We start from the raw sequence: 26,229 nt of genomic DNA, 5'->3' as shown, positions 1-26,229 counted from the left end.
TAATGAAAAGTATCATTGTTACCGGCGGAGCGGGCTTTGTCGGTTCAAATCTTGCCATGTATCTTCAGGAGCATTTCCATGATTCGCGTATAATTGTCGTCGATGATTTCCGGCAATCCAGTTTTAAGAATCTTGAAGGGTTTAAAGGCGATGTCATTGCCTCGAATGTTGCCGGCAGGGAATGGATTAATGCCGTCAAATCTGCAAAGATAAATGCCATTTTCCACATCGCGTCCATAACCGATACCACGGTCATGGATGAGAGGAAGATGATGTATGATAACGTGGAAAGCTTCAGGAACATACTGGATCTCGCGGTTGAAAAGTCGGCGCCGGTCGTTTATGCTTCATCAGCGGCGGTTTACGGCAGCCAGAGCCGGAGAATGAAAGAGGAAGACGGCGGCAGGCCCAATAACATATACGGTTTCTCAAAGTGGGTTATGGAGAATCTTGCCGCGACATATTATTCAAGGATCAAAGTTGTCGGACTGAGATATTTCAATGTGTTCGGTCCGGGAGAGTATCACAAGGGTCTCGCGGCAAGCATGATATACCAGCTCGCCAGGCAGATGATAGAGGGAAAAAGGCCGAAGATATTTAAATGGGGCGAGCAAAAAAGGGATTTTGTATATATAAAGGATGTTGTTGCCGCTACGGCGGGAGCTTTGGCGGCGGAGGAAAGCGCGGTTGTTAATATAGGCGCGGGCAGTTCCACATCTTTCAATGAAATAATAGAGATTTTGAATAAGGTCCTTAATTCAGCCAGAAAGCCTGTTTACTTTGACAATCCGTACGGTTTCTATCAGAACTTTACTGAAGCGGACCTGTCAAAGGCAAAAACCGTAATCGGCTATGAACCCGGGTACACCACCGCGCTTGCCATTGAGGAATATGTGACAAAATATTTGCTTTCCGAAGACGCTAAATTACAGGTTGTTGTATAATAAAGGGTTCTTTTTAAAAAAAATGCTTGCAAAATTCCGCAAAATTCATAAACTTATCTGGTTTATTCGCGGAATGTCGGAAAAACAGGGTGTTTTTCCGGTTGAGAAACTTAGGGGGTGGGATTTTTTAACAATATAGAGTAGAGGAAAAAAAAGGAATGGAAGGTTTAGCTGAAGAACGAAAAGGTGTTTTTTACGGGGAAAGAAATGCCGGCTTGGCGCCAAGGCGCTTTCTCGCGGGGTTTCGGGACGTAAAAAACATTTATAACCTTCAATGTGTTGAGAGTCTGTTAAAAGAAATGCTGAATGAGAGCGCGGCGGGCGAACCGGCCTGGCTGCGTGCAAAGCTCCTGGATTTTGCGCGTTCCGGATGTGTTTCCGGAATAGCCGTAATGAACCGTTTTTATCTTGCCGTATATAGCCGTCCTTATTTAAATTATGCCGCAGTCGATATCTTCTTTTCGCGCGGGTATTTTTATGTCAATAAGCTGGTTGAAGCCTTAACACGGGCGCTCGGCTCCGCAATAGCCGGTTTTTATATGTCGGAAGGAAAAAATTTGAAGCATAAAATTAACCTGAATAAGGTTTACATAGATAACAGAGCAGTGCGGGAAACGGAATTTGGAGGCAGTAAATTGTATCCGGATTTTGACGCCGGCTTTTCTGTCTCCCCAACAATGTCGATGTGATAAGGAGAAAAAAGAGAAAATGAGAGAGCTTGTTAAAGAACAGATTGTTGAAACTACCGCAAAAAAAGTTTCTTTCGGTGTTGAAACAATTTTGGATCTTTATGATTGCAATCTTCAGGTCATGAGATCCGAGGCTAAGCTGAGGGAATATGTCGACAAGTTGTGCGAGCTTCTGAAAATGGAGAAGTACGGTGAGTGTCTGACGCCCTATTTTGGTTTGAATAATGAGCACACAGCGGGATATTCACTTCTTCAGTTTATAGAAACCAGTTCGATTACGGGTCATTTTGCCGAGAATACGGGAACATCCTACATAAATATATTTTCCTGCGGTGAGTATGATCCGGAAAAAGCGGCCGAGTTCACAAGGAAGTTTTTCGGCGCAAAGAAGGTAATTAAGAGGATTATCGAAAGAAGGTAACATCATCCCCCCGCGGATAACGCTCTGCCATGCGGAACTGCGGGGGGATTTTTTTGCTGTGTTAACGGACATCCTTTCACAATATATCTCACATTAATCAAATATTAACAAAGATGAACATCCGGCATTGGTTATCAATGTAGAGGCAAGTCTTTTAATGTCTTTTGCAGTTTACTATTGACAAACTATGTTAAGTTATGTATTATTAGGTCTTAGTAGGGTGTTTATTGTGTTTTAATGTTAAGTGGTAGGGAGTTTTTATGGGTGAAAGTAAAGAAAAAGAATTGATGACAGAAAAAGAGGTCAGGGATATCCTGCGGGTTTCCCGGACTACCTTATGGAAGCTCAGGAAGAGCGAAAAGTTCCCTTTTTCAAAGGTCGGAAGACAGTACAGGTATTCTATGAAAGAGATCCTTGAGTGGATGAAAGACAGGAAAGGCAAGAAAATTGAACGGGTAAGCTCAGTCCACCCCGATAATGCAGATAAAAAAGAAGAAAACAAACAGCAGGAGACATCGAAAGCTTCCCCGCAAAGCGGGGATAAATCTGTAACCAGGGAAGTTGAAGGGAAAAAATGAAAAAAGATGGTGCGGCGAAATCTACATCGTCTGATGGTTCCAGTTCTTATAAGGTGAAGAAGTCCAGGTGGTATGATTGGAAATGGCAGCTCAGGAACAGGATTACGACGGTGGAAGAGATTTCGAAGTATGTAGCTTTAACTCAGGAAGAAAAACAGGGGCTCGACTTAAAAGAAAGACTGGTTTTCGGGGTGACGCCTTATTTCCTGAGTCTTATAGATCCTTTCAGCCCCGACTGTCCTATAAGAAAACAATGTGTTCCGACAGCCAGTGAGGGGGTTGTGACCGAATTCGATTATGAAGACCCTTGCGGCGAGGAAAAAGATTGTCCTGTTCCCGGACTGGTTCACAGGTACCCGGACAGGGTTCTGCTTCTTGCTACCGATGAATGCGCGTCCTATTGCAGGCATTGTACCCGCAAGAGGCTTGCGGGCAGCTCTAAACATGTCCTTACCGCGAAAATGATGGATAAGATAGTAAAATATCTGTCCGATCATCCGCAGATAAGGGATGTAGTTGTTTCCGGCGGGGATCCTTTGACTCTTGCCGAGGATAAGCTGGAGATGATTCTTTCAAGCATAAAAAAAATACCGAGTGTTCAGGTGGTGAGGATAGGGACCAGGGTGCCGATATTTCTTCCCATGCGGATTGACGAGTCGCTTGTTTCAATGTTAAAAAAATATCATCCCGTGTGGATGAGCATACACATAAATCACCCCCGCGAGTTGACTCCCGATGTTGAGAAAGCTTTGAACATACTCGCGGATTCGGGGGTAGTGCTCGGCAGCCAGACAGTCCTCCTCAAGGGAATAAATGACAAACCGGAAATTATGAGTGAACTGTTTATCAAGGCGATGAAAAACAGGGTAAGGCCTTATTATATTTATCAGTGCGATCCCGCGAGAGGAACCGCGCACTTCAGGACCTCAGTCAGGACAGGCGTTGAAATAATTGAAAAACTGCGCGGTTACATCAGCGGTTACGCGGTCCCTATGTATGTTATCGACGCTCCGGGAGGCGGAGGCAAGATCCCTGTCTCTCCAAATTATGTGGTTGAGCATAAAGGCAAAAAGTGGACGCTTAAAAATTATCGCGGCGACAGGTATGAATATATAGAGCCTTAACCACTCCGGTCTTGGGAAATAACAGAAATTAAAAAGATGTGGGTATTTGTATGAAAATAGGAATTACATATAATCTGAAAACGGATTTTAAGGATCTCACGTTGGCATCGGAAGATGCTCTTGAGGAATTTGACAGCGAAAAAACCGTGGACGCGATAGCGTCCGCTATCGTAAAAATGGGCCATGAGGCGGTTAAATTCGGCGGCGGCGAACAGGTTATAGGCAAGCTGAAAAAAGAACAGCCTTCGCTGGTCTTCAATATCGCGGAGGGTGTTAACGGAAGAGCGAGAGAAGCTCAGATTCCGGCTTTGCTTGAGTTGCTCAAAATACCTTATACGCATTCCGACCCTCTTACTCTTGCTCTGACGCTGGATAAATCCATGACCAAGCATGTCGTCAAATCATGCGGTGTAAATACGCCTGAATTTTCGGTTATTTCGGATGCGGCGGAGCTTAAGGAAGACAACCTCCCCGCCTTTCCCCTGATAGTCAAGCCCGCATGGGAAGGTTCAAGCAAGGGTATAAGAATAAATTCGAAAGTGAATAATTTCGATGAACTTAAAGTCCAGGTCGGATGGGTCTTTAAAAATTATCCGGCGCAGCCTGTTTTGATAGAGCAGTTTATCAGGGGCCGGGAAATCACTGTGGGTGTCATCGGGAATAATCCTCCGGTTATACTGGGCATGATGGAGATAGGTTTTAAGGAAAATACCAAAAAAGATTTTATTTACTCTCTGGAAGTGAAAAGGAATTATAAGAAGCTTGTAAAGTATACATGTCCTCCCGGGCTTGATGACAAAATTGTCGCAAAAATTGAAAAGCTGGCGTTAGCCGCTTATGATTGCCTTCATTGCAGGGATATCGCGAGGATGGATTTCAGGGTTGATGAGAACTCAAATGCTTATTTTATCGAGATTAACCCGCTTCCCGGGCTTTCTCCCGAGTACAGCGACCTTATTATAATGGCAAAAAAACTCGGTATAGAATATGAAGACATAATCAAAAGGATAATCGTAAATGCCGTTAAAAGATATAAGATAGGAGAAAAAGTTGAGAGCTGCGCTTCTGTTTAACGAACCCGACCTTATTGCGGATCTTGAACCGGGGATGACCGATGAATACATACACAACCATATCAACGCGGTTGAACGTTCCCTGGTCAAAATAGGCTGGGAGGTTTTGAAGATTGATATAAATAACGATATTCAGAGAATGGTCGCCGATATTCATAAAAGCCGGACTGATGTAATTTTTAATCTGTGTGAGAGCATATTCGGCAGGCCGGAGTTCGAGATGAATATAGTGACCCTTCTGGAGCTTTTAAAAGTTCCTTATACGGGGTCCCCCCCTCTGGCGTTGGGACTTTGCCTGAATAAGTATAATTACAGGTTTTTTCTGAAAGATATGGGGATAAAATGTCCCCGTGCGGTGGAAATCAGGAACCCGTCGCATTTCGACGGCGTGTCAAAATTAAGATATCCCGTTATCGTCAAACCCCTCAGTGAAGACGGAAGCACGGGTATTTCGGAACAGAATATCTTCGGGTCGCCTCAGGAAGCGAAAGCCAGGCTTGAGACTTTACTTCAGGTTTACTCTGAAGGTTTGATTGCCGAAGAGTATATTGACGGGAGAGAGTTTAACTGTTTTTTAATCAATACAAAGGCAGGTACTAAAATATTCCCGATATCGGAAATAGAATTCCGGTATCCCGATAACAGAAAATACAGGATCATTTCATATGACGCGAAATGGAATATTGAAAGCATGGAATATAAATCCACGGTGCATGTATGTCCGGCGGATATCACAAAAACCCAGGCCGGGAAAGTATTCAGGGCCTGTTCGGTAATATTCAATACAATCATTAAAAAGGGATATGCGCGCGTGGATTTCCGGATGGACAGCAAAAATAATCTCTATGTTATAGACGTTAATCCCAACCCCGATATAAGTCCTGACGCCGGAGCCATAAAACAGATCCGGGCCGAGGGCTGGACATATACCAATTTTGTGGAAGCGATGATAGAAGACGCGGTTGAATATATGAAAAAGCCTGTCTTCCTGTTCGGCACCGAACACAGGAAAAAAGCGCTTAAAAGAGGGAAAGACTGTAAGTTTGCCGTCCCGGCGGCCTGTTAACCCCGCAACAGAAAAGAGGATACTTTTCTTCTCCCCGGGTGTTTCGGTTTTTCATCCGGGTAACCCACGGCTATTACCGCGGCGAGGTCCAGGTTTTTTTCCCTGCCCAGCATTTTCTGCAGCATATCCTTTTTATTGAGTATTTCCCCCAGCCAGACGGCCCCGATTTTTTTTGAGTGGATGCGCAGCAGCATGTTTTCGATGCATGCGCCCGCGGACATCAGGTCTTTGTCCCTGTTGTAAATTTTCTGTTCATCAAGATATACCAGGATGAGGGCGGGAGCTTCACATATTATTTTTGAGTATCGGCTGAGAGTAAATCCGGATATGGTCTTTTTTAATCCGGGTTCAGTTATGAACTGGAATTTCCACGGTTGATTGTTCAAGCCGCTGGGAGCCTGGATCCCGGCTTCAATTATTTCAAGCAGGATTTTTCCGGGAACGTTTTTGTTTTTGAACCGCCGGACGCTTCTTCTTGTTTTTATAAGATGTTTGAGATTATCCATATTTAAATGATATTATTATTATATTAAAAAAGGAGTGTATTATGAAGTTGATATATTTGCTCGGCGCGGGCCTTTTTCTCTTCGCGGGTTGTTTTGCCGGCGGCAGCCGGAATAACGTTTCGGCGGGGAATATCGTGAAAATCGAGGGGACAAAGGGAAACTGGCGGTTAACGGTAAACGGCGAAGATTTTGATTTAAAGGGCGTTGGCGTAGGCAGGGCCACAGGAGAGGACGGGACCGATTATCTTTTTATGGCTAAAGAAATGGGAGCGAATTCCGTCAGGACATGGGGCATAGACCAGGGAAGCGCCGGGTATCTCCGGACAGCCCGCGAATACGGGCTTTATGTTGATGCGGGGGTATGGTTTAACAGTGTCTATGAAGACGGCAAATGCAGTTATATGACCGATCGGAAATATGTTAATGAGCGCAGGGAAGAAACGCTGGATTATATTAAGCGGAATATGGATGATCCCGCGATATTGTTCTGGAATCTGGGAAACGAGACTATTTTTTTTACTAAGAACGAAGAGGAAAGGATTGGTTTCTGCAGATTTCTCGAGGAACTTATCAGGGATGTCCATAAAATAGACCCGAATCATCCCGTAATCTACACCACGTCTTTTACTACAGCGGTTGATTACGTCAAAAAGTATGTCCCGAGCCTGGATATTCTGGGAATTAACATCTACGGCGGCCTGCCCGCGGCGCATAAAAAGATAACACAGGAGCTGGATATTCCGTACATAGTCACTGAGTACGGGCCTTACGGTCCATGGAACAGCGCGAAAGACGCTAATATGAAATCCGTTGAGCTTTCCGACAAGTTAAAATCTAACCTTTATATAGGATTATCGGAACAGATAAAAAAATACAGAGGATATTGTCTCGGCGGATATGTTTTTCATCTGGGTGATACAACCCAGGAATCGAGAACGTGGTGGAATCTGAGTTATAAGTCTCAAAAGAAGCTCCCGTACCTCCGGATGCAGAGTTTTTACACGGGCCGCAAGATCGAGAATCAGCCTCCTCTGGTCAGGAACCTTATCCTGAGCCGGTATAAAAATCTTCAGCCCGGGGAGAAGATACACGCGGAAGTCGAATATTCCGAACCCGAAGATGAGGATGTTAAATTTTCCTATTTCGCGTCAACCGCAAAAGAGGGGATACTGGCCCATTATGTTAATGAGGAAGTGCCTATAGCTGTTGGAGGGGATGGCTCTTCGGTTGATATAACCGTGCCTTCCGCGGGAGGGATTTACAGGATTTATGTTCTTGCGGAAGACGCGAACGGCAATGTTTCCACTTACAGTAAAACGGTAAGCGTGTCGGAGTGAATCTTAATATTTGTATTTGCTGCCGCCTATGAACTCTCTGATGACGGAATCCTGCGGTATGGATGATAAATCAGGCGCTTCTTCGAACGATTCAAGCAGGGTTATCACCCTTTTTGCCCGGAGGTAAGCGTCTTCTTTGGAAGGGTTGTTTTTAAGGCTGTTTTCAAAAGAACGGAAATCCTTTAAGAGAATTTTTTTCATTACGGGTATTTCATACGGCATTGCGCTGTTTACTATAAAATCCGCTGAATTCACAAAAGGAATAATGTACTTCAGTTCGCTGCTTCTTACATAATGCCAGTGTTCGAGGGTCTGTTGCGGGTTGTAACTTCTGTATTTTGAATCACGGCTCATCCGCCGGAGAAGCCTTAAATCCGTCCACCGGATAAATTCGTTGTTGTTGTCTTTCATTTGCAGCAGGGTTTCTATGTACAGGTTGAATTTTATGCGCGGATCTATCGAGCCGGTCATTTTTTTGTTCAGGCCGTGCAGGCTGTCGATTAATATTATTTCTCCCGCGTTCAGTTTCAGCGGGACAAAGTTTTCCGACCTTTTCCCGGTCTTGAAATTGTATGTCGGCATTTTTATGGTCTTGCCTTCAAGCAGCTGATGTATATGGGTATTGACAAGGTCAAGTTCAATTGCTTCGGGCGTTTCAAAATCATAATCTCCGTGTTCGTCTTTCGGGTGAAGCTCGAGATCATGGAAATAGTTGTCTATATTCAGGGTTACAAGCCTTTTTCCCTGTTTTTTAAGTATTTCATTTATTTTTATGGTAGTTGTCGTTTTGCCGGACGATGAAGGCCCGGCAATGATGATTACCTTGACCTCATCGCCCTTCCTTAAAATAGACTCAGCGGCATTCGCTGTTTCTTCATGGTATTTTTTTTCACAGATGCTGACGAGTTCGGGAAAAGAGCCTTTTCTTGAATATTCATTTATTTTTTCTATTCTTTCGAGGTTGTGGTCGATAGCCCAGTTTAAAATATAGTAGATTTTATAAAAAGGGACCTTGTCGAAAGGGACGACTTTGTTTTTTCCTTTTTCAAGGCGTTCCTTGGTCCTTTCATACCTGTAGAGAATAAAAGCTTTTGCTGTCTGCGCCTGCCCGTTCTGGATAAGGACTTTTTCGGCTATATCCTGGATGTTTTCCACTGTGGGAGGCTTTTCGGAAGAAAAACAGTTGTCCAGTATGTCTATTACCCTGTCGGCGAGCATTTCCGCGGTTTTTTTGTCCCGGGTGCCGCTGGCGATAGCGGCCTTGTATATAGCGTTGAGGATTCTTTCTCCGGCAAACGGGACGACCGCGCCGGAACGTTTCAGAACTTTTGCTATATTGACGGGTGTTTTCGTCATCTGATATTTTTCCGGTATATGATTTTATGGTCGTTTTTATCGTAAAAATCTTTTATAACGGCGGCTTTTTTATATCCGCATTTTTCATAGAATATGCGCGTGGATGCATAGTTGGTTTTGGATGATGTTTCTATAAAAACCGCCCGCCCTTTGTCTTTTTTAATCTTTTTTTCCATGCTTTGTATAAGTCTTTTCCCGATGCCTTTATCCCGGAAATTATTATCGACCGCTATCCAGTAAAGGTCGTAACAGCCTTTTGTCAGGTCTATCCATCCGTATATTATGAAACCGGCCGGGATACCGTTTATTTTAGCCGTGTATATGATATAATCGTCCTGGTTTTTGTTTTTCAGGGCGAATTCGATTAATTCAAGGGCGCAGTCTTTTTCGAATTTCTTGAAATTGGGAATGTCGCTGATAAGCGATCGGAGTTGACGCAGATCGGTTTTTTTAAGTTTTGCGATTTTCGGTAAAGTCTTTTTTTTCATAGAGAGTTATAGTATACTAAATCGAAAATAATAAGGGTATAAAATATTGAAAAACAGGGGTTTTGATATGAAATGGTGCGTATTTTTGGCTGCGGCGGCTGCGGCGTTTTTTGCTTTAACGGGTTGCGGCAGGGAGAATTACCCGGATCTGTCTTCTCCGAAGTCGGTTTTTGAGACATCGCGGCTCGCGCTTAACAAAGGAGATGTCGGCGCATACCTCAACTGCCTTGCGGATGTTTCAAAACTGAATTACGGCATAAGCGAGAAATCCCAGTTAAAAAATATAAAGGACAAGCTTAAAAACTCTGATTTTAAAAAAGATATTATGAATTATGATGTTCTTGAAGCTCATGAAGAATCGATGGTCCTGCCTTCCGGCCAGCTGATAGACGGATATATTGTTTTTGAACAAAAAACCTATGACGGTTCGGCGAAACTCAGGATAAGTCTTTTGAAATATAAGGACGGGTGGAGACTTTTGCAGGCAAAAGACTTTATCCTTGACGCGAAAAGGATAAAATAAATTCTTATTTTGTCCAGGCCGCGAGAAATCCTATTGCCGCGCCTACCGCAGTGCTTATATAGGGGTTGGATGTAATAGGGCATGCGCCCGTGGAACATTTGCCGAAATATCCTATGGCAAAGCCCGCCAATCCGCCTATCAGTATGCCGGTAACAACTCTTACTATCATGGTTGACATCCTTTTCAGAAACTGTATCTTGCCCTGATATATATGTTTGTATTATCTTCAAGCTGTCCGAAAAATGTATGGTCGTATTTTTTAAGGAATATATTGCCCCCTACGGAAAATGAGAGATGGTCGTTATACCTGTAAGTTACGGACGGCCTTAAATAAGCGTCGTTATCCGTGGGGGAATAGAAAGTGAACAGGGATACGATAAGATTCTGCATCATTGCGTATCTCGTAAGCCTCAGTGTCAGGAGCTGCCGGAAACGGTCCTTTTGCGCGGGTTCATTTAAATAAGTTTCATCATACTCATCATAGTTTTTCATATATTCGAAATACCATTGCATGCCGGCGGAAAAATCTTTGACGATTTCCCTTGTGTATCCCAGCAGGCCCCTCGCGCTTGAGTTTTCTATCAGGGGGTTATCGCCTTCGCGGTCCTCGATGGAATCATAATATCCGAATTCCGCGTTTCCTATCCCGCCGAAAACATTTCCTCTTACACTGCCTCCGTATACGGCAAGCTTCGGGAAATAATTTTTCCATAACCGCGTATTGAAGCCCTCAGGCCTTTTAAAAAATCCTTTATATGCGTATCCCGCAAATTCATATCCTTTGATGTTTTTATATATCCTCAGGGCGAATTCCCCGTTTTCGATATCTCCTTTCGGGTCTTCCGCGTAAATCTGGTTTCGGCTTCCCGACAGTTCCTGTGTCAGGGGGTTGTAATAAGAAAGCCTTTGGCCCGTGACATATTCATCAGGGGTGAATTTGGGGGTCCATACCATATTGATATCGAAAATATCGGGGAAGAAACTCAGTTTGACGGAGTTGGAGGGGGCTTTAAGGTATTCATCGTCTCTTCCTATGAAAAATGATACCCAGTCTTTGGGAAACATATCATTGATAAACAGATAATCGCCTGTTCCCCATGTGAGTATTTGACGTCCCAGTTTGGCTTCCATCCAATCGGCCGGAAGCGCCAGCGCATAAGTTTCTCTCCAGTCAAAAAGGGCCTCTCCCTGGAACCCGTCATATACGGCATCGCCTTTAAACTGCACCTCAACATTATCCCAGGCGTGGTTGTAGTCAAGCCGCAGGCGCGCTTCATTGTATAATGTATCATGGTTTTGCGTGTCATCGCGGGTTATCCTGCTGCCGTAACCGTATTCGATAAAACCGTGTACGGGTATTTTTTCTTTTAAGGCTTCAAACACGTTCTTTTGCGGTTCCGCTTCTTCCGATAAGGCGTGAACGGATAAAAAACATGATATTATTGCCGGCAGCAATATGATATTTTTCATTTCAGGTATTGTCTTGGAGCCCTTTTAAGGTATCGTTCAGTGAAAATGTCATCCTTAAGCCCTATCTCGTATTTTATGCCTGAGAAATGTGAAACCGTATTTCCTCCCGTGTGAAGGTCTGTTACTTTTGACTTTATGACGGTAGGATGCCCTTGTATAGTTTCTATTTCCAGGGCTTCCACTGTTCGGTATTTGTCGCCCTGTTTATCATAGTATTCCGCTTTTACGGGCAGAAAATTACTTTTGTCAATCCAGACATCATAATATAAGAATTCAACATTTTGTTTATCTTTGGGGGTGTTTCTGATTTTGTAGTGTTTATCTGTGGTATCCGTTAGTTCATGCATATCCTCTTCCGTTCCTCGTCCGGAAACATCTTCATAAAGAAAATTTGATCCCGCAAAACTTGAGCGTTTGTCTCCGGCCGCTATTCTGTTTACAAGGTCCATGGCGGGAAGATAAAGCCATCTGTCGTCATCTTTTCCCGCGTGTTTCCACACCATGTAGACCATTTTCCGGACATCTGCGGGTTCATGGAAATAAACATAGAATTTCTGGTCCTTCCCGTCTCCGATATCCATGCGCAATATTGTAAATTCGCGAGTCCTTTCTCTTCCCTGTGAATCGGTTATCGTCATGGAAACATCGGCCCTGCCGTCATTGCCCTGGTAATACGAGGCAAGATTGGCTTTACTGATGATTTCATCAGCGTTCTCGCCTGCCGAAAACGTTGCGAAAGCCGCGAAAACGGCGAAAAAAATATAAAAAAAAGTTTTCATTTCCAGACCCCCTGTTATTCTTTTTCTGTATCCGGTTTTTCCTCTTCCCGTTTTGAAAATATGTTGCATATAACACCTGCCGTTAATATAACTGCAGCCGAAATAAGCGTCAGAAGTTTCCATTTTAAGACGGGGTTATCCAGTATAAGGCATGTGATTATCAATATACCCGCCGATACGCTGATGATACATTTTATGCAATTGCACGCATAGCGCCTTGCCCCGGCCGGTTTGAACAGGGATTTAGCGAAAGTTTTTATGAGGGCGGGAAGGAGAATGATAGTTGCCAGTGATGAAACGGCCATTATGCTTGCCAGGAAGAAACCCACTGTTTTATAAGGGATGAGAGGAGCCGCGAGCAAAGGCAGAAAACCTATGGCGATTACGATAGCGTTTCTGCTGATGGCCCTTGCGGGCGCCCCGAACATGGCTTTCAGGGTTTTTTCTACAGACTGGTTTTCAGCGTAAAGGGCCCTTGCCCTTTCAAGGAAATGGATGGCAAAGTCAACAGACAGGCCCAGGGTTAAAGACGAAAGAACGGCCACAGGCATGTCATAGTCTTTCCCCGTTAAACCTATTAACCCGTAAATCAGCAGTATGGTTATTGAGAGAGGCACCATTGAAAGGATGCCCCACAGCGGTGAACGGAAAAGGAAGATCATCATCAGCAATACGATTATAAAACTTCCGATCAGGGAACTTATCATCCCGTGTACCATTTTGTTCTGCCATTCGACATTAAGGTATGTGAGTCCGGCCCACTGGCGGTCCAGGGGGAATGGAGGGGGATTGTTTTCCATAAATCTGTCAACCTGTTTCAACGCTTTTTCCATATCTTTGTTATCTCCGCTTTTCATCTGGACCCAGATGTTCGCCGTTTTATAGTCCGGGGTTAAGAGATGCCAGAGGTCATCGGGTTTGTGGCCGTTCTGAAACTGGAACAGGCTTTGGGCAACAGCTTTTGTTGTAGGCGGTATCGCGTAGTATTTGCGGTTTCCTCCCATCAGCTCCATGTAAACTTTTTTCACAAGATCGGCGGCTGAGGTTGATTTGCCGGCTATCTTTGAGTCTGCCATATGGTTTTGCAGTTTTTCCATATATTCCAGCATAACCGGGTTTTTAAATATCTGGCTGTTTATGTTTTCATCTTCGATTATTTCTGTCACATCGTCCGGGTATTCATCGTCGGACGATAATTCTTCCGATTTGCCGGTTATATTCTCCGTAAATTCTGTGTAGTCATAGTTCTTTTCTTTTATGAAGATGTCTTTTTCCTTGTCGATATATGAAAGAAGTGTATCTATGTTTCCCGAAGAGGCCTCTGTTTTTTTTGCTTCTATTTTTTCTTTAAGCCCGCGGATATTTGTTATGAAAGACTCCCCTGTATCTTCTTTGTCGAGTATCAGGTAGGCGGTGTATGTCCCTCCGAAATGGCTGTTAAGCACCTCGTCCGCTATTCTTATCCGGTGCCCTTTTGTGAACCATTTGACGGGGTTATCGTTTATTTTAATAAGGCTCAATCCGTATATGCTGAGCCCGGTTAAGATGATTGAAACGGCGATTATTGATTTAGACCGTTTCCATATGAAATCGCCTGTATTATGCAGTATTCCGGTTAGGGCGGTTTTTTCCTCTTCACCGCGGGGAAGGCCGAAATTTTCAAGCGATTCATCTTTTATCAGCATCGTATACGCCGGGATGAAGAGCACCGTCAGCGCCCAGGCAAGCATTACGCCGGCTGCGACAAACAGGCCGAATATCTGGACGGGAGGTATGGGTGTTAATGCCAGCGAAGCAAATCCGGCGGTTGTGGTAAGGGAAGTGTAGAGCATCGGCATGAAGAGATGGTTCATCACGTGTGTGATGGTTTTTTTCTTGTCTTTGTAAACATTATACCTGTCAAAAAATTCGCTTAATATATGGACGGAATCGACAACCGCGATAGGCATAAGGAATATCGGTATCATCGAACTCATTATATGTACGGTGAATCCTGACCCTATCAGCAATCCCATCGTTGAAATCACGGTGATAACAGCTACAAGCATCGGCGCTATTACGAGTTTAACTTTTCTGAAAAAAGACCACATTAAAAGGAATATGATCAAACCCGCGAGGGGAGCGGATATTGCCATTTGCCTGAACATTTCAAATCCGAAAGTGTCTTCGGCTACGGGAAGCCCCGTTATGTGGTATTTCTCCGCGCCGGGATATTTCCCGGCGATTTCGAATATCCGCAGGGAAGTCGCATGGCTTAGATTTTTGTTTTTTATCGGGATATAAATACATAAGGCTTTTTTGTCTTCGGAAACCATAGTCCCGTATAACATGGGGTTATCAATGGCTTCATCCCTTATTGCCAGCGATTCTTCTTCCGACACGGGAGGTTTGCTCATAAGCCATTCGAACCGTATCTCGCCGGCGGAAGAGCCTTCTTTGATATTATCCGCATTTGAAGGGCTGATTATGTCCCTTATGATAACCGGTCTGGTTGTTTCCTGTCCGCCGGATTTCAGCTCGATTTGTTTTATGTCTTCCGTGATATTGTAGATTTTGGACAGGGTCTCTTTATTGAAAACCCCGTTGGGATTTTCCTCGTTTATGACGCCTAAAATTATAAAGTCATACAGCGCGAAATTCTTTTTTGTCTCGTTGTGGAACACCCTCACGAATTCTTTTTCGGAAAGCATGTTTTCCGGGTCGGTATCTATTTTGATCTTGGGTATCTGCAGCCCGAGTATCAGGGTCAGCAGAAAGGTGATTATTATTACGGCTTTGTAATGTTTTATGGCGAAACCGGTGATTGCTTCTTTCATTTTCTCTCCCGCCCGCAGCAGTTTTTAATGCACGCCAGAAGCTTTAAGAGTTCCTTTTTGTATAAGCTGTAAAATACCTGGTTTGAGAGTTTATGGGAATCCAGGGCCCCGCCGTTTTTAAGGAGCTTGAGGTGTTGTGAAGTTATGGACTGTTTTAACCCGGCGCTTTTCGCGATCTGGTTGACACTCAGCATATCGCTGCCGGCAAGCAGTTCAACTATCTTAATCCTGTCCGGATGGGCCAGGGCTTTGAGCATTACAGCCGCTTCCAGAACGGCCTTATGCGTCAGTTGTCTTTTTCCCATTTTGCCTCCAAATATATTAACATATTATAATATACTAATATATTTGTCAAGATTTTTTTACACACCGGTATTTTCCTGAGAAGAAGTTTCCGCGCAGGCCGCGGCTGGAAATACTTCAGCTGTAAAGATGGATGATTTTTTCAAGATTAGGGTTTTTCGGCCCTGAGAAGTTCTTGAAATTAACAGCTGTTTCATATCCGCCGTATTTGCCTGATTCCCTGCTTCTCACTACAGCGCCCATAAGCGTGATAGGGTCCTGAAAAGCGGGTACTTTGATAAAAAATTTTAATTCCTGGCCGTAAGTAAACCGCAGGCCGGTTCCCAGAAGCAGTCCGCCCTTGCTGAGATTTATTCCTTTGCCCTTGTTTCTGTCGAAATTATTGCTTGTATAGTCTACATCGAAGACAAAAGGGATTCTCTTGAAGGACCTTTTTTCAGACTGGGCGCTATTACGTTTTCTGAAAAATAAAGAAGACATAATATACCCTCCCCCCTAGTGAGAAATTATACACTATTTTTGTTCAACGTGTAGCATATTTTTTATTTTGAAGCCGGACGGGAAACCCTTCATAACTTATAATGTCGTCGGTAAATAGGCGAAAAATGCGCGGCGCGGAAAAAGTGTAAATATCTCTTGCGTGGGGATGGGAAAACGGGGCAGATACGTGACCTGCCCCGTTTCGGTAAAAATCTATTTGGTGATGGCGTTGATGAGTTTCTGGCCTTCTTCGGTGGGGGCCGCTTTTTTATCTATCACTATATCTATTGCGGTCAGCGCTTCCCCGTATAATGTTTTATTGTCTTTTTTATCCTGGCTGATTACAGCTCCGTCCAGAGCTACTCCCGCGAAAAGACCTTTGGTCCTTGAGTAGCAGAGGATAGGCGTCTGCATAAGTATGTCTGTTGAGACCTCCGCGTTCCTTCCGATAGGTCCTGCCGCTACGGCGGCGTCGCCTCCGAGCGTCACATTATCTTTCAGCAGCATATCAAGGCCCTTCCTTGAAGTTGTTACAAGCACTATGTCTGCCGCCTGGGCGCCTATCTGAAGCCCGAAGCTTAAACCGCCGATCATCACAAACGCGGGCGCGGACCATTCGCCGGTATCTTTGTCATGTGAAAGGACAACACCCGTTCCCCCTCTTCCGCCGAATATGAAACCGCCCTTGATTGTGTTGGGGAAGATGGCTATGCCGGTGCATTTTTTAAGCAGGTCATCGGGTATCCCGTTTTCCGGCATATCCTTCATTTCGAGAATCACATTGCTGCAGTTATCAAGCTTTTCGTTCACTCTCTGCGCCTGGTCGGCGGCCGCGAACGTACAAAGAGCGGCGGCAAGCGCAAAACTTAAAAAGTATTTCATGTTTTCCTCCTTTGCCCGGGTTTATACTAAAACAGCATTCTATAATAAAGTTAAAAGTTTTTCAAAATAAATATATAAGGTTTATAATGGGTGAGGACAGGAAGAGGTGGTATATGAGAAACGTTTTTATTTTATTTATTGTTTTTATTCTGGTTTCATCCGGTTGTTTTTCTTCCGGTTTTAAAAAATCCGACTGGGAAATTGTTTCCGGGGACTGGATTTTTGAAAAAGGGCATGTAAAAAATAATGCCGGCGAAGAGTACTGGAATATGCTCGCGCTCAAAAAACAGGATTTAAAAAGGAGTTTTAAAGGCAGTATCTCGGTTAAGTTTCACAGGGAATACTATCCCGCGGAAAATCTCCAGGGGATATTTTTGGGGCTGGAAGAGGGCAAAACAATGGTTTTTGCCGGAATTTACCAGAATTCGGCGGCAAAGAATTATGTCATGGGAGTTAATAATTACCATTTTATAGACGGAAAATGGCAGAACGCGGGTGATTGGTGCAATATAGAGATAGAACCGCTTAAAGGAAACAGGGTATATTCGATTGAATTGGAAATAAAGGGTGATTGGGCGGTCTTGAAGTTTGAGGGGAAAGAAGCAAAGATGAAACTGAAGGGGATTCCGCGAAAAGGTAAAATCGGGATTTCCTCAAGCGTTGGCTGGACAATATTTACCGGCATCGAGGTTAAAGAGTGATTTTGAGATATTTCCGGTTTTTAATCTTGGCGTTTTTATGTTTTTGTTTTTTCGGGGCGAAAACCGTTTTCTCTTCCGGCAATGAGATGAAAATAGGCTTGTGGTGTGAGTTTTTACCCTATAGCGAAGTAAAAAACTATATCGAAGCTCTGGGAAAGAGGGATATCGCGCTTATTCTGCATATAGGGCCGGCGGACATAGGGGATCCGGACCTTGTTTCGCTTCTGAGAAAAGCGGAGGAACACGGTGTCGATGTCAGAGCGTGGTGCCTGTTGCCCTATGAAGAAGACCTTTATTTTTGTGAGGACACGCTTGATAACACCGAAAATTTCGCGAAGGATTTTGCCGATTGGGTTAAAAGGGACGGCATCGGGATAAAATGGGTAGTCTTCGATTGCGAGCCTACGCCTTCCACAGGCAGGGAATTTTTCAAATATGTGAGGGAAAAAGACATTGCTTCCTTTATCAGGCATCTTAAAAATAATAAGAATGAAAGGAGATTCAAGCGCTCCGTCTACAGAATGAACAGGATCATCGGCCGGCTTCATGAAGAAGGTTTTTTTGTGGCGGGCACTTCAAACAGGATGATTCTTGAAGGTTTATACTTCGGGAATATCACTTTGCAGGACTCTCTGAATGTTCCCTTCACGATGCTGGACTGGGACGAAGTATCATTTTTGGTATACAGGTATAAAGCTTCGCAGGTCGATTATCTCGGCATGGTTAAAAGATATGCCCTGCTCGCGAAAAAATATTTCGGCGATAAAGGGGTTCTTGATATCGGGCTTATAGGGGATAACAGGAAAATCCCCGAAAACGAAAAGAGGATGGACCTTTTCGGGGGCGAAAAGAAATTTACAGACCTTCTTATAGGGATTGACAACCCCCTTGAACTGGCTGAGATAGTGGATATTATCGGGAAAAACGGGCTTTCCAGGGTTAATGTTTACTCGCTTGACGGCATAGGTGTTTCAGAATACTCTTTAACGGCATGGTTTGAAAATGATATCTCGCCCGGCAAGAGATATTTTACATATATCGCTTCGGTAAAAGCCGGGCTTATAAACGCGTCTCTTCAATTAATATACAATGTGCTTGTCGGAAAACAGGAATCCACAGAGGAAGAATTCGGGGCGCGCAGGAAAAAGGAATATAATCCCCCCGGAAAATCCGAATCAAGGCTTCAGTACCGCAGATGATTTTTCAGAATTTGTCGCAGAGGGAAAAAGTGTAGTTTTTTTCTCCGAACATTTTTTTCAGGCGTCTTGCGCTGTTGATATCTGTGTCTCCTGAATTCAGTTTTCCCGAAGGCAGGATGAACATCTTATGGTTTATCTCGGGGCGGGTTATTTTGCCGAATGATTTTTCCAGTTCCCCGGTATAACAGGGGTCATAGTAGCTCATTTTTAAACTGCCGGCTTTGAGGAAATCATATACGGCGTAAAAGTATCTGCTTTCGGGTTTGCCCGCAAAAAATATTTCATGGACTGTTTTTGATTTTTCGTCTATGCAGGCGTATCCGCGGGGCGCGCCGTCTTCTTCTATGATAAAAACCCCGAATTCCCCGAGATACAGGCTTCTGAATTTTATCAGGAAATTTTTCCAGTATTTTTCGGACCTTTCGAAAAAACCGTTAAGGCGGGCGTAATTTTTATCATAACAGGATTTTACTCTGTCAATATCGTGTCCGGCCGCTTTTCTTACTGAAATGTTATGCGCGCCGCTGCCGCCGCCGCTCAGCGGGTTATACGCCTCAATTGATTTGCCGGTGATGTTTTCCCATCCGAATCTGCTGTAAAGCTCGGGCCTCCCGAGCAGAAAACCTAGTTGAAAACCTTTCTGTTTCATCACCTCAACGGATTTTTCCATGAGCAGCCTTATGTAGCCCTTGTTCCTTTCTTCCGGAAGGGTGCATACGTTTGCTATACAGCCCGCCGGTATTTTCGCGCCGTCCAGTATTATTTTTCTTTTGAGTATCGTGGCGGCGCTTATTATCCTTTTGCCCCTTTTCAGCACAAGGGTGTCGCTGTGCCTGTAGGAAGGTTCTTTGTCGAAATAATGTGAGAAAAAATCGGGGTGCAGGGGGTCTGTAACGGTTTTGTTGAAAGAAATATCGCAGACTTTGACCATTTCGGAGTAATCTTTTTCTTTAAGTAAAGAAATCTGGGTTTTGTCCATTATTTTACCCCGCGGGAAATTTGTCTGCCCCGGACAAAGTGTATGTTCTCAGGGGTTGGGTTACTGAAAGCTCCGTCAACCTGAACCCGCCGGACGGGGTGGTCTGCTAACGGGGTCTGCGCCTGCGCCTTGCAAGGCGTTTTTTCAGCCTGTCCAGTTCCCTGGTCATTTCTCTGGGAAGAGTTTTGCCGAATTTACCGAAAAATTTTGAAATTGAATCTGTCTCTTCCTGCCAGTCCTTACAATTTACTTTAAGAAGTTTATCCAGCGCTCCGGGCTTGAGTTTTAAACCGGTTAAATCAATGTCTTTTTTGTCAGGGACATATCCTATGGGCGTTTCTTTTGCTTCCGTGCTTCCGCTGCACCTTCTTAATATCCAGTCTATTATTCTGATATTTTCGCCGAAACCCGGCCACAGGAAGTTTCCGTCTTCGTCTTTCCTGAACCAGTTGACATGGAATATTTTGGGCGGCTTTTTCATTTTTGCGCCCATTTTAAGCCAGTGACGAAAGTAATTTCCCATGTTGTATCCGCAGAAAGGCAGCATAGCCATGGGGTCGCGCCGCACTTCGCCCTGTTTGCCGTATTGAGCCGCTGTTCTTTCCGACGCCATTGTCGCCCCGGTGAAAACCCCGTGCTGCCAGTTGAATGTTTCATACACCAGCGGAGCCAGTTGGGCGCGCCGCCCACCGAAGATGATAGCCGATATGTTTACACCGTGGTGGTCATCGAGTCTGAAAGAAATAGAAGGGCACTGTCTTGCCGGCGCGGTAAACCTGCTGTTGGGATGCGCCCCGTAAACGGGTTTCCCGTTTTCATCCTGCAGCCCGGGTTTCCATGGGTTGCCTTTCCAGTCAATGCCTTTCGGCGGAGGAGGTTCATCCCCCTCTTCCCACCAGACAGTCTTATCGGGTTTCATAAGGACATTGGTGAATATTGTATTTTTTTGTATGGTTTTCATCGCGTTGAGGTTGGATTTTGAATTTGTTCCCGGAGCGACTCCGAAAAATCCGTTTTCGGGATTTATGGCCCACAGTTTCCCGTCGGTGTCGATTCTCATCCACGCGATGTCATCGCCGACGGTCCATATTTTATAACCTTTTCTCATCAGCCCTTCGGGCGGTATCAGCATTGCCAGGTTGGTTTTTCCGCACGCGCTCGGGAAAGCCGCCGCGATATACTCGATATGGCCGTTAGGTTCTTCCACCCCCAGGATCAGCATGTGTTCCGCCATCCAGTTCTCCCTGTATCCCATATGGCTTGCTATTCTTAACGCGAGGGATTTTTTGCCGAGAAGGACATTCCCGCCGTAACCCGAACCCACGCTCCATATGGTATTGTCTTCGGGGAAATGCAGTATCATCCTTTTATTGATATCCCGGTCCGCTTTTCCGTGGAGGCATTTTGTGAAATCCCCGTTTTCGCCGAGCGTTTCTAAGACTTCCCTGCCCACGCGCGTCATTATGCGCATGTTTAAGCATACGTATATGCTGTCGGTAAGCTCCACTCCTATTTTGCTGAAAGGGGAACCCACAGGGCCCATCGAGAAGGGTATTACATACATGGTCCTTCCCTTCATGGAATTTTTGAATATGGCGCCGGCTTTCCTGTAAGCTTTGGAGGGTTCCATCCAGTTATTGGTCGGCCCGGCGTCTTCTTTTCTGGAAGTGCAGATAAAAGTCAGGTTCTCGGTTCTTGCCACGTCATTTATCGCGGTTCTGTGAAGGACACAGCCGGGAAGCTTTTTCTGGTTGAGCCTTATCAATTCCCCTGTGCGGAAAGCTTCTTTTTCGAACCGGTTTTTTTCATCTTCGGACCCGTCCATCCAGAGTATCCTGTCCGGCTTGCATAATTTCGCGCATTTATTTATCCATGCGGCAAGTTTTTTATTATTTATCGGAGGTTTTATTGAAACCATGTACTGGACCCTCTTTAAACGCGGTTTTTATTTTACTTATTCTCTGTAAAATATTTGGAACGATTATAAGGTATTCCGGTGCGCAGTCAAGCAAAACTTGATGAATTGTCCTTGACTTTTGATTCGGGTCATTATATTTATAGTTGTTTGATTTTTTTGGAACAATCAAAGGGAGGAAATTATGGCGTATAAAATTAGCGATGCGTGTGTAGCTTGCGGTTCCTGTAAGCCGGAATGTCCCGTGGATGCGATTTCCGAGGGCAATCCTTATGTTATAGATCCCGATAAATGTGTTGATTGCGGCGCTTGCGCGGCTGTTTGTCCGGTTAATGCTATAAGCCAGGAATAGATGTTATCAGGATTATCAAAAGGCTTCTTCCAAACGGGAAGAAGCCTTTTTTTTATGTATTTATCGTTTTATTGTCTATAATATATATTATTTAAAAAGGAGAGCATTATGCGCGAGGAAATAAAAAAACTGATGGATAACATCAATCACGTTATCAGGGGCAAGGAAGACAGGGTAAAGCTTATCGTTACCGCGCTTCTCGCCGGAGGAAACATTCTGATAGAGGATGTTCCCGGTGTCGGGAAGACGACGATGGCCAAGGCGCTTGCCATGTCTATCGGCGGCGTCTTCTCCAGGATACAGTTTACACCCGATCTTCTGCCCGCCGATATTCTCGGAGGCTCCGTCTATAATCCGAAAGAAGGCAGTTTTGTTTTCAGAAAAGGCCCTATTTTTTCCAACATCATACTTGCCGACGAGATTAACAGGGCATCCCCGAGAACGCAGTCGAGCCTGCTTGAGGCGATGAATGAAAAACAGGTCTCTCTTGACAGCAGGACTTATAAGCTGGACCCGCCTTTTCTTGTTGTGGCCACTCAGAACCCGGTGGAGTATCACGGCACATATCCCCTGCCGGAAGCCCAGCTGGACAGGTTTGCCGTAAAGATAGAGATGGGGTATCCCGATACCCGGTATGAGGCCGCGATAATACTGGAGAGGGAAAAGGAAGACCCTTTGCTGGATCTGAAACAGGTCATCTCCTGTTCCGACATTGTAAAAATCCAGAATGAGGTGAAAAAAGTTAAGGTGGAAGAATCAATAGTCCAGTATATAATAAGGATTGCTGACTCCAGCAGGACCGACTCTCGTATAAAACTGGGGATATCGACAAGAGGGGCTTTGATGCTGTTTATGTGCGCGCGGGCCAAGGCGTACATCGAAGGCCGTGAGTATGTGATACCGGAGGATGTCAAGGAAATGGCGATGCCGGTGTTCCCTCACAGGCTTGTGCTCAATACGAAAGCCAGGTATTCCGGCGTGAAAAAAGAAAATGTCATCGCTGAAATACTTTCAAACACCGAAATCCCGGTTTAAAAATATTGATTGCCGGTAAAAATGCGTTTCAAATACGAATCCATAACCTTAAAACTTATCCGACACCTGGGAAAGATATGGCGGGAACGCCTTACATCTTTCGGTAAAATACTCTTCTTTTTTCTTATTATTTCGACAAGTCTCGCCAGCCTGAGCATAAGCGTTCCTTTTTATTTTCTTGCGTGCTGTATTTTCGGAATTTTTTTTATAACGGAGATATTTTCCGTGTTTATGCCGATGAAGGTCAGGCTGGAAGTTTCTTTTCCCGAAAGAGTTGTGTGTGATTCCGAATTTGAACTTGAGTTGACGATTGTGAATGAAGGAAAAAACTGTGTGTTCGGGGTCTCCGCTTATCCTGTTTTCTCGGGTATAAAGCTGAATATGGTCGGGCATTCGGGCCCCGTCTCTATTCCCGCCGGGGGGAAGGCGGTTGTCGTATGCAGGATGAAAGCTTCCGGAAGAGGCGTGTACGAGATAAAAAAACACCGGGTCGAAACAGCTTTTCCCTTCGGGGTCTGGAATAAGACGGATGACCTGCCTGTAAGTTTCTCGGTTGTTGTTTACCCCCGGTTCTGGCCGGTGTCATCCGTTGATATCCCGGTCGGCAGGAGGTATCAGCCGGGCGGGTTTATGATGTCGTCTAACATCGGCGATTCGATGGAGTATATAGGCGACAGGGAATATGTGGAGGGAGATTTAATACGCAACATCCACTGGAACGCGTGGGCGCGCCTCGGGAAACCGGTGGTCAAAGAGTTTATGGAAGAATATTTTTGCAGGATAGCGCTGATTCTCGATACTTTTACGGGCCCGGGGAAGAGAGACAGGGAAAAGAAAAAATGTTTTGAATCGGCGGTTTCCCTTACGGCGTCCATAGCCGATGTTTTGGCGAGGAAGGAATATATTGTGGATATTTTTGCCCACGGGTCGGAACTTTATTACCTGAGAGCCGGCAGGAGTTTCGCGTATTTTGAAAATATTCTGGATCTCCTGTCATGCGTTGACTCCAGCCCGAAAAACAATATAACCAATCTTGCGGGCATGCTTGAAGACGATCTGCCCGCCATAACGACTTTTGTGATAGTGCTTCTCGGGTGGGATAGGGAAAAAGAAAGGCTCTGCAGGCATATTGTGGAAAGCGGTTGCGCGTTAAAGAGGATTATAATAACCGATGAGAGTTGCGCGCTTGACCCCAACGCCGCTTCTGATGAAATAGGGGAAGCTTTAATACTCGGTAAAAACGATGTCAAAGGCAATGTCGATGTTATTTAACAGGCGGGGATGACCGTGGCTTATAAAAAGACAGGTTATATTTTTTCATATTTGATTGTTTTCCTGAGCGCCCTTTACCCGTCGCTTACCATGGGCTCGGTGATATTCCCCGCGGTTGTCTTTGCGGCCTTGATTTTACTTTTTAAGGCAAAAAAACCTCTTCTGCGGTTTAACGTTGATTTTATGACATATGTTTATCTGTCCATTCCGTTTGTTCTGCTGCTGAGATTTTATCCTTCGGATGTTGACAACGGGTTTATACTTGCGCGCCTTGCGTATGTCCTTGCGCAGTATCTTGTCGCTGTCCAGATAATGCATTTGGCAAATCCGCGGGATAACAGCGGCGAAACGATATTTTTCTGCTCGGTGATGTGCATAATCTGCGCGCAGGATGTATATGATTCAAATATCCTTTTGCATTCGCTGATGGCGGCGGCTTTATTCATTTCGTTTTTCTTTTTTATTAACGTGGAGTCTTTCCGGGGCCTGAAAGGCGGCGTGAAGGTAAAATATTATTTTGTCATAAGCCTTGCGGTGTTTTTCTCGTATCTCGCCGTTTCCCTTGCGGTGTTCTCCTTCAGGGCTTTTTATTGGCCGGTTGAAAATTATATGATGAGGTTTTTGTGGAGCGGCGGTATTTCCAGGAGCATTGACGATGCTTTTACGGGAAACTCCATGATAGGCAGCCTCCCGGAATTTCTCTGGAAACTTAATCAGCATAATGTATGCCTGCGGATTTTTGCCGAAAATAACCCCGGATATGTGAGGGGCAAATCATATCTCTATTATTCGCGCGGCGTATGGAGGAATCCCGAAGGCGGGGACAGGTATTTCCCTTTTGACAGGGAGGGGAAGGAAAACAGTTTTATAGTTTCTGAGGACAGCGGGGGGGGAAAGTTGCGGCAGATTTCCGTATTCAAGGATTCGAACCTGAGCAGGACGGTTTTTTACGGGGAATATCCTTTCAGGGTTGTTTCCGGTTCGGACAGAATGAAAGTTGACGCTTTCGGGAATATTTCCGACATGTCCGATAAGCCCGCGGTTTTTTACCGGATTGAAGGGTTATCGCAAAACGATTTTGGAATAAAACCTTCCCTGTGTCTTGAAGTGCCGGGTTACCTTAAGGAAAAAATCAGGGAAAAAGCGCTTGAAATATCAAAAGGGGAAAGCGACAAAAAGAAAATAGCCGGTTTGATAGCGGAATATTTCCATGATAATTATGATTATAAACTGGGGGTCCCTCTGTCGAGGGAATTCGACCCTGTTGAAGCATTCCTTTTCAGTATGAAAAAGGGGCATTGTGAATATTTCGCGTCTTCCGCTGTCCTTCTGCTGAGGTCTATGGGAATTCCCGCGGCGTATGTAACCGGTTTTCTTGTTACGGAAAAAAACGAAACCGGCGGCTACTGGGTTGCGAGGAACAAGGACGCGCATGCGTGGGTGGAAGCTTATTTTGAAGGCGCGGGATGGAAGGTTGTAGAGACGACGCCTCCTTCCGCCATGCCGGTTTTGATGGAAAAAAAGAATCCTTTTGGCGATTATTACGATATTGCGGTTTTGAAATTCCGGCGTCTGGCGGACAGGTTTTACAGGGAAGGGTTATTCTGGTTTGTTAACACTCTTTTTTTTAAGGCCCTGATATTTGTCCTGTTTCTGTGGTATTTCGGAAAGACGGTCCTGAGAAAAATTTCATCCTTCAAAAAGAAGATGGCCGCCTCTTATAATATCCCTGACGGCATACAGGATATGAGGGCGAAATATCTTGCGGTGGAGAAAGAATTAAAGCGCAGGGGCGTAATAAGGGAGAAGTGCCAGACTTTATCTGAGTTTTTGGAAAAGATTTCAGGTTCCGGTATCGAAGAAAAGGAAAAGGCCGGATATGTTAATTTTATCAGGGGATATATGGTAAAACGGTATAATATTTGAAAGGACGGCGGCTTA

Annotated in this window: 27 protein-coding genes; 15 read left to right on the top strand and 12 right to left on the bottom strand. The window is 44.7% G+C overall.

The features are described from left to right. Nucleotides 1-2: 2 nt before the first annotated feature. From rfaD to M0R36_03690, 7 genes are all read left to right on the top strand, one after another. Complete coding sequence (gene rfaD, locus M0R36_03720) at nucleotides 3-944, top strand: ADP-glyceromanno-heptose 6-epimerase (GenBank protein ID MCK9554912.1); 942 nt, start codon at nucleotides 3-5, stop codon at nucleotides 942-944. Nucleotides 945-1,102: 158 nt separating this feature from the next. Further along, nucleotides 1,103-1,633: a hypothetical protein gene (locus M0R36_03715; protein ID MCK9554911.1), complete on the top strand. Its 531-nt coding sequence runs from the start codon at nucleotides 1,103-1,105 to the stop codon at nucleotides 1,631-1,633. Nucleotides 1,634-1,652: 19 nt separating this feature from the next. Beyond that, nucleotides 1,653-2,054, top strand: a complete 402-nt coding sequence (locus M0R36_03710) for an S-adenosylmethionine decarboxylase (GenBank protein MCK9554910.1) — start codon at nucleotides 1,653-1,655, stop codon at nucleotides 2,052-2,054. 260 nt (nucleotides 2,055-2,314) lie between these two features. After that, a complete protein-coding gene (locus tag M0R36_03705; GenBank protein ID MCK9554909.1) occupies nucleotides 2,315-2,632 on the top strand; it encodes a helix-turn-helix domain-containing protein in 318 nt (105 codons plus the stop codon). Continuing rightward, the gene (locus M0R36_03700; protein MCK9554908.1) at nucleotides 2,629-3,756 is read left to right on the top strand and encodes a KamA family radical SAM protein; all 1,128 of its coding nucleotides are present in this window, start codon (nucleotides 2,629-2,631) and stop codon (nucleotides 3,754-3,756) included. Before M0R36_03705 ends, M0R36_03700 begins: the two co-directional genes overlap by 4 nt. Nucleotides 3,757-3,806: 50 nt before the next feature. After that, nucleotides 3,807-4,829, top strand: a complete 1,023-nt coding sequence (locus tag M0R36_03695; protein ID MCK9554907.1) for an ATP-grasp domain-containing protein — start codon at nucleotides 3,807-3,809, stop codon at nucleotides 4,827-4,829. Further along, complete coding sequence (locus tag M0R36_03690) at nucleotides 4,807-5,895, top strand: ATP-grasp domain-containing protein (GenBank protein ID MCK9554906.1); 1,089 nt, start codon at nucleotides 4,807-4,809, stop codon at nucleotides 5,893-5,895. Before M0R36_03695 ends, M0R36_03690 begins: the two co-directional genes overlap by 23 nt. Here the strand turns inward: M0R36_03690 and M0R36_03685 are convergent. After that, nucleotides 5,892-6,401, bottom strand: coding sequence for a nitroreductase family protein (locus tag M0R36_03685; GenBank protein ID MCK9554905.1), 510 nt, complete (start codon nucleotides 6,399-6,401; stop codon nucleotides 5,892-5,894). The two genes, M0R36_03690 and M0R36_03685, sit on opposite strands and share 4 nt — an antisense overlap. 41 nt (nucleotides 6,402-6,442) lie before the next feature. Between M0R36_03685 and M0R36_03680 the strand changes: the two genes are divergently transcribed. Continuing rightward, nucleotides 6,443-7,738, top strand: coding sequence for a hypothetical protein (locus tag M0R36_03680; protein ID MCK9554904.1), 1,296 nt, complete (start codon nucleotides 6,443-6,445; stop codon nucleotides 7,736-7,738). 3 nt (nucleotides 7,739-7,741) lie between these two features. On the opposite strand, the gene M0R36_03675 is transcribed toward M0R36_03680, so the two are convergent. Both M0R36_03675 and M0R36_03670 read right to left on the bottom strand, forming a co-directional pair. Continuing rightward, on the bottom strand, nucleotides 7,742-9,094 hold the full coding sequence (locus M0R36_03675) for an ATP cone domain-containing protein (protein ID MCK9554903.1): 1,353 nt from the start codon (nucleotides 9,092-9,094) through the stop codon (nucleotides 7,742-7,744). Next, the gene (locus tag M0R36_03670) at nucleotides 9,091-9,582 is read right to left on the bottom strand and encodes a GNAT family N-acetyltransferase (protein ID MCK9554902.1); all 492 of its coding nucleotides are present in this window, start codon (nucleotides 9,580-9,582) and stop codon (nucleotides 9,091-9,093) included. Before M0R36_03670 ends, M0R36_03675 begins: the two co-directional genes overlap by 4 nt. Before the next feature lie 67 nt (nucleotides 9,583-9,649). Here M0R36_03670 and M0R36_03665 point away from each other — a divergent pair, with 67 nt between their 5' ends. Continuing rightward, the gene (locus M0R36_03665) at nucleotides 9,650-10,105 is read left to right on the top strand and encodes a hypothetical protein (GenBank protein ID MCK9554901.1); all 456 of its coding nucleotides are present in this window, start codon (nucleotides 9,650-9,652) and stop codon (nucleotides 10,103-10,105) included. A gap of 4 nt (nucleotides 10,106-10,109) precedes the next feature. On the opposite strand, the gene M0R36_03660 is transcribed toward M0R36_03665, so the two are convergent. From M0R36_03660 to M0R36_03630, 7 genes are all read right to left on the bottom strand, one after another. Then, nucleotides 10,110-10,274 carry a DUF6132 family protein gene (locus M0R36_03660; protein ID MCK9554900.1) on the bottom strand — a complete coding sequence of 55 codons (165 nt, stop codon included), beginning with the start codon at nucleotides 10,272-10,274 and terminating at the stop codon, nucleotides 10,110-10,112. Between the two features lie 14 nt (nucleotides 10,275-10,288). Next, nucleotides 10,289-11,575, bottom strand: coding sequence for a hypothetical protein (locus M0R36_03655; GenBank protein MCK9554899.1), 1,287 nt, complete (start codon nucleotides 11,573-11,575; stop codon nucleotides 10,289-10,291). Further along, complete coding sequence (locus M0R36_03650; GenBank protein MCK9554898.1) at nucleotides 11,572-12,354, bottom strand: outer membrane lipoprotein-sorting protein; 783 nt, start codon at nucleotides 12,352-12,354, stop codon at nucleotides 11,572-11,574. The genes M0R36_03655 and M0R36_03650 overlap by 4 nt, the downstream gene beginning before the upstream one ends. Before the next feature lie 14 nt (nucleotides 12,355-12,368). Next, the gene (locus M0R36_03645) at nucleotides 12,369-15,170 is read right to left on the bottom strand and encodes an MMPL family transporter (protein ID MCK9554897.1); all 2,802 of its coding nucleotides are present in this window, start codon (nucleotides 15,168-15,170) and stop codon (nucleotides 12,369-12,371) included. After that, nucleotides 15,167-15,475 (bottom strand): metalloregulator ArsR/SmtB family transcription factor, encoded by a 309-nt coding sequence (locus tag M0R36_03640; GenBank protein ID MCK9554896.1) that lies wholly within the window; start codon nucleotides 15,473-15,475, stop codon nucleotides 15,167-15,169. The genes M0R36_03645 and M0R36_03640 overlap by 4 nt, the downstream gene beginning before the upstream one ends. Before the next feature lie 115 nt (nucleotides 15,476-15,590). Next, nucleotides 15,591-15,953 carry a PilZ domain-containing protein gene (locus M0R36_03635; protein MCK9554895.1) on the bottom strand — a complete coding sequence of 121 codons (363 nt, stop codon included), beginning with the start codon at nucleotides 15,951-15,953 and terminating at the stop codon, nucleotides 15,591-15,593. A gap of 213 nt (nucleotides 15,954-16,166) precedes the next feature. After that, entirely contained in the window at nucleotides 16,167-16,835 is a 669-nt protein-coding gene (locus tag M0R36_03630) for a lipid-binding SYLF domain-containing protein (protein MCK9554894.1), read from the bottom strand. 113 nt (nucleotides 16,836-16,948) lie between these two features. Here M0R36_03630 and M0R36_03625 point away from each other — a divergent pair, with 113 nt between their 5' ends. Both M0R36_03625 and M0R36_03620 read left to right on the top strand, forming a co-directional pair. Then, complete coding sequence (locus M0R36_03625; protein ID MCK9554893.1) at nucleotides 16,949-17,536, top strand: hypothetical protein; 588 nt, start codon at nucleotides 16,949-16,951, stop codon at nucleotides 17,534-17,536. Nucleotides 17,537-17,622: 86 nt separating this feature from the next. Further along, nucleotides 17,623-18,735 (top strand): hypothetical protein, encoded by a 1,113-nt coding sequence (locus M0R36_03620; protein ID MCK9554892.1) that lies wholly within the window; start codon nucleotides 17,623-17,625, stop codon nucleotides 18,733-18,735. Between the two features lie 4 nt (nucleotides 18,736-18,739). Here the strand turns inward: M0R36_03620 and M0R36_03615 are convergent, their stop codons facing one another. Both M0R36_03615 and M0R36_03610 read right to left on the bottom strand, forming a co-directional pair. After that, the gene (locus M0R36_03615) at nucleotides 18,740-19,714 is read right to left on the bottom strand and encodes a GNAT family N-acetyltransferase (protein ID MCK9554891.1); all 975 of its coding nucleotides are present in this window, start codon (nucleotides 19,712-19,714) and stop codon (nucleotides 18,740-18,742) included. 106 nt (nucleotides 19,715-19,820) lie between these two features. Then, nucleotides 19,821-21,632 (bottom strand): phosphoenolpyruvate carboxykinase (GTP), encoded by a 1,812-nt coding sequence (locus M0R36_03610; protein ID MCK9554890.1) that lies wholly within the window; start codon nucleotides 21,630-21,632, stop codon nucleotides 19,821-19,823. A 181-nt stretch (nucleotides 21,633-21,813) separates the two neighbouring features. On the opposite strand from M0R36_03610, the gene M0R36_03605 reads away from it, so the two are divergent. The 4 genes from M0R36_03605 (at nucleotide 21,814) to M0R36_03590 (ending at nucleotide 26,214) form a co-directional block, all read left to right on the top strand. Continuing rightward, nucleotides 21,814-21,981 (top strand): 4Fe-4S binding protein, encoded by a 168-nt coding sequence (locus M0R36_03605; GenBank protein MCK9554889.1) that lies wholly within the window; start codon nucleotides 21,814-21,816, stop codon nucleotides 21,979-21,981. 108 nt (nucleotides 21,982-22,089) lie between these two features. Continuing rightward, nucleotides 22,090-23,016: a MoxR family ATPase gene (locus M0R36_03600; protein ID MCK9554888.1), complete on the top strand. Its 927-nt coding sequence runs from the start codon at nucleotides 22,090-22,092 to the stop codon at nucleotides 23,014-23,016. Nucleotides 23,017-23,037: 21 nt separating this feature from the next. After that, nucleotides 23,038-24,288: a DUF58 domain-containing protein gene (locus M0R36_03595; protein ID MCK9554887.1), complete on the top strand. Its 1,251-nt coding sequence runs from the start codon at nucleotides 23,038-23,040 to the stop codon at nucleotides 24,286-24,288. 15 nt (nucleotides 24,289-24,303) lie between these two features. Continuing rightward, complete coding sequence (locus M0R36_03590) at nucleotides 24,304-26,214, top strand: transglutaminase-like domain-containing protein (GenBank protein MCK9554886.1); 1,911 nt, start codon at nucleotides 24,304-24,306, stop codon at nucleotides 26,212-26,214. Nucleotides 26,215-26,229: the final 15 nt, after the last annotated feature.

It is taken from the genome of bacterium, assembly GCA_023228325.1.
GTDB lineage: Bacteria > Auribacterota > UBA6266 > UBA6266 > UBA6266 > UBA6266.
Note: the sequence above shows the minus strand (reverse complement) of the source record. Positions and strands in the feature narration are given on the sequence as shown.

What these genes read in the sequence shown, in the direction of transcription:
- rfaD (MCK9554912.1), top strand. Translation starts at nt 3, where the DNA reads ATGAAAAGTATCATTGTTACCGGCGGAGCGGGCTTTGTCGGTTCAAAT.
- M0R36_03635 (MCK9554895.1), bottom strand. Translation starts at nt 15,953, where the DNA reads ATGTCTTCTTTATTTTTCAGAAAACGTAATAGCGCCCAGTCTGAAAAA.
- M0R36_03660 (MCK9554900.1), bottom strand. Translation starts at nt 10,274, where the DNA reads ATGATAGTAAGAGTTGTTACCGGCATACTGATAGGCGGATTGGCGGGC.
- M0R36_03625 (MCK9554893.1), top strand. Translation starts at nt 16,949, where the DNA reads ATGAGAAACGTTTTTATTTTATTTATTGTTTTTATTCTGGTTTCATCC.
- M0R36_03650 (MCK9554898.1), bottom strand. Translation starts at nt 12,354, where the DNA reads ATGAAAACTTTTTTTTATATTTTTTTCGCCGTTTTCGCGGCTTTCGCA.
- M0R36_03615 (MCK9554891.1), bottom strand. Translation starts at nt 19,714, where the DNA reads ATGGACAAAACCCAGATTTCTTTACTTAAAGAAAAAGATTACTCCGAA.
- M0R36_03670 (MCK9554902.1), bottom strand. Translation starts at nt 9,582, where the DNA reads ATGAAAAAAAAGACTTTACCGAAAATCGCAAAACTTAAAAAAACCGAT.
- M0R36_03685 (MCK9554905.1), bottom strand. Translation starts at nt 6,401, where the DNA reads ATGGATAATCTCAAACATCTTATAAAAACAAGAAGAAGCGTCCGGCGG.
- M0R36_03700 (MCK9554908.1), top strand. Translation starts at nt 2,629, where the DNA reads ATGAAAAAAGATGGTGCGGCGAAATCTACATCGTCTGATGGTTCCAGT.
- M0R36_03620 (MCK9554892.1), top strand. Translation starts at nt 17,623, where the DNA reads ATGAAAATAGGCTTGTGGTGTGAGTTTTTACCCTATAGCGAAGTAAAA.
- M0R36_03595 (MCK9554887.1), top strand. Translation starts at nt 23,038, where the DNA reads ATGCGTTTCAAATACGAATCCATAACCTTAAAACTTATCCGACACCTG.
- M0R36_03655 (MCK9554899.1), bottom strand. Translation starts at nt 11,575, where the DNA reads ATGAAAAATATCATATTGCTGCCGGCAATAATATCATGTTTTTTATCC.
- M0R36_03705 (MCK9554909.1), top strand. Translation starts at nt 2,315, where the DNA reads ATGGGTGAAAGTAAAGAAAAAGAATTGATGACAGAAAAAGAGGTCAGG.
- M0R36_03605 (MCK9554889.1), top strand. Translation starts at nt 21,814, where the DNA reads ATGGCGTATAAAATTAGCGATGCGTGTGTAGCTTGCGGTTCCTGTAAG.
- M0R36_03695 (MCK9554907.1), top strand. Translation starts at nt 3,807, where the DNA reads ATGAAAATAGGAATTACATATAATCTGAAAACGGATTTTAAGGATCTC.
- M0R36_03630 (MCK9554894.1), bottom strand. Translation starts at nt 16,835, where the DNA reads ATGAAATACTTTTTAAGTTTTGCGCTTGCCGCCGCTCTTTGTACGTTC.
- M0R36_03715 (MCK9554911.1), top strand. Translation starts at nt 1,103, where the DNA reads ATGGAAGGTTTAGCTGAAGAACGAAAAGGTGTTTTTTACGGGGAAAGA.
- M0R36_03675 (MCK9554903.1), bottom strand. Translation starts at nt 9,094, where the DNA reads ATGACGAAAACACCCGTCAATATAGCAAAAGTTCTGAAACGTTCCGGC.
- M0R36_03710 (MCK9554910.1), top strand. Translation starts at nt 1,653, where the DNA reads ATGAGAGAGCTTGTTAAAGAACAGATTGTTGAAACTACCGCAAAAAAA.
- M0R36_03610 (MCK9554890.1), bottom strand. Translation starts at nt 21,632, where the DNA reads ATGGTTTCAATAAAACCTCCGATAAATAATAAAAAACTTGCCGCATGG.
- M0R36_03600 (MCK9554888.1), top strand. Translation starts at nt 22,090, where the DNA reads ATGCGCGAGGAAATAAAAAAACTGATGGATAACATCAATCACGTTATC.
- M0R36_03665 (MCK9554901.1), top strand. Translation starts at nt 9,650, where the DNA reads ATGAAATGGTGCGTATTTTTGGCTGCGGCGGCTGCGGCGTTTTTTGCT.
- M0R36_03645 (MCK9554897.1), bottom strand. Translation starts at nt 15,170, where the DNA reads ATGAAAGAAGCAATCACCGGTTTCGCCATAAAACATTACAAAGCCGTA.
- M0R36_03680 (MCK9554904.1), top strand. Translation starts at nt 6,443, where the DNA reads ATGAAGTTGATATATTTGCTCGGCGCGGGCCTTTTTCTCTTCGCGGGT.
- M0R36_03640 (MCK9554896.1), bottom strand. Translation starts at nt 15,475, where the DNA reads ATGGGAAAAAGACAACTGACGCATAAGGCCGTTCTGGAAGCGGCTGTA.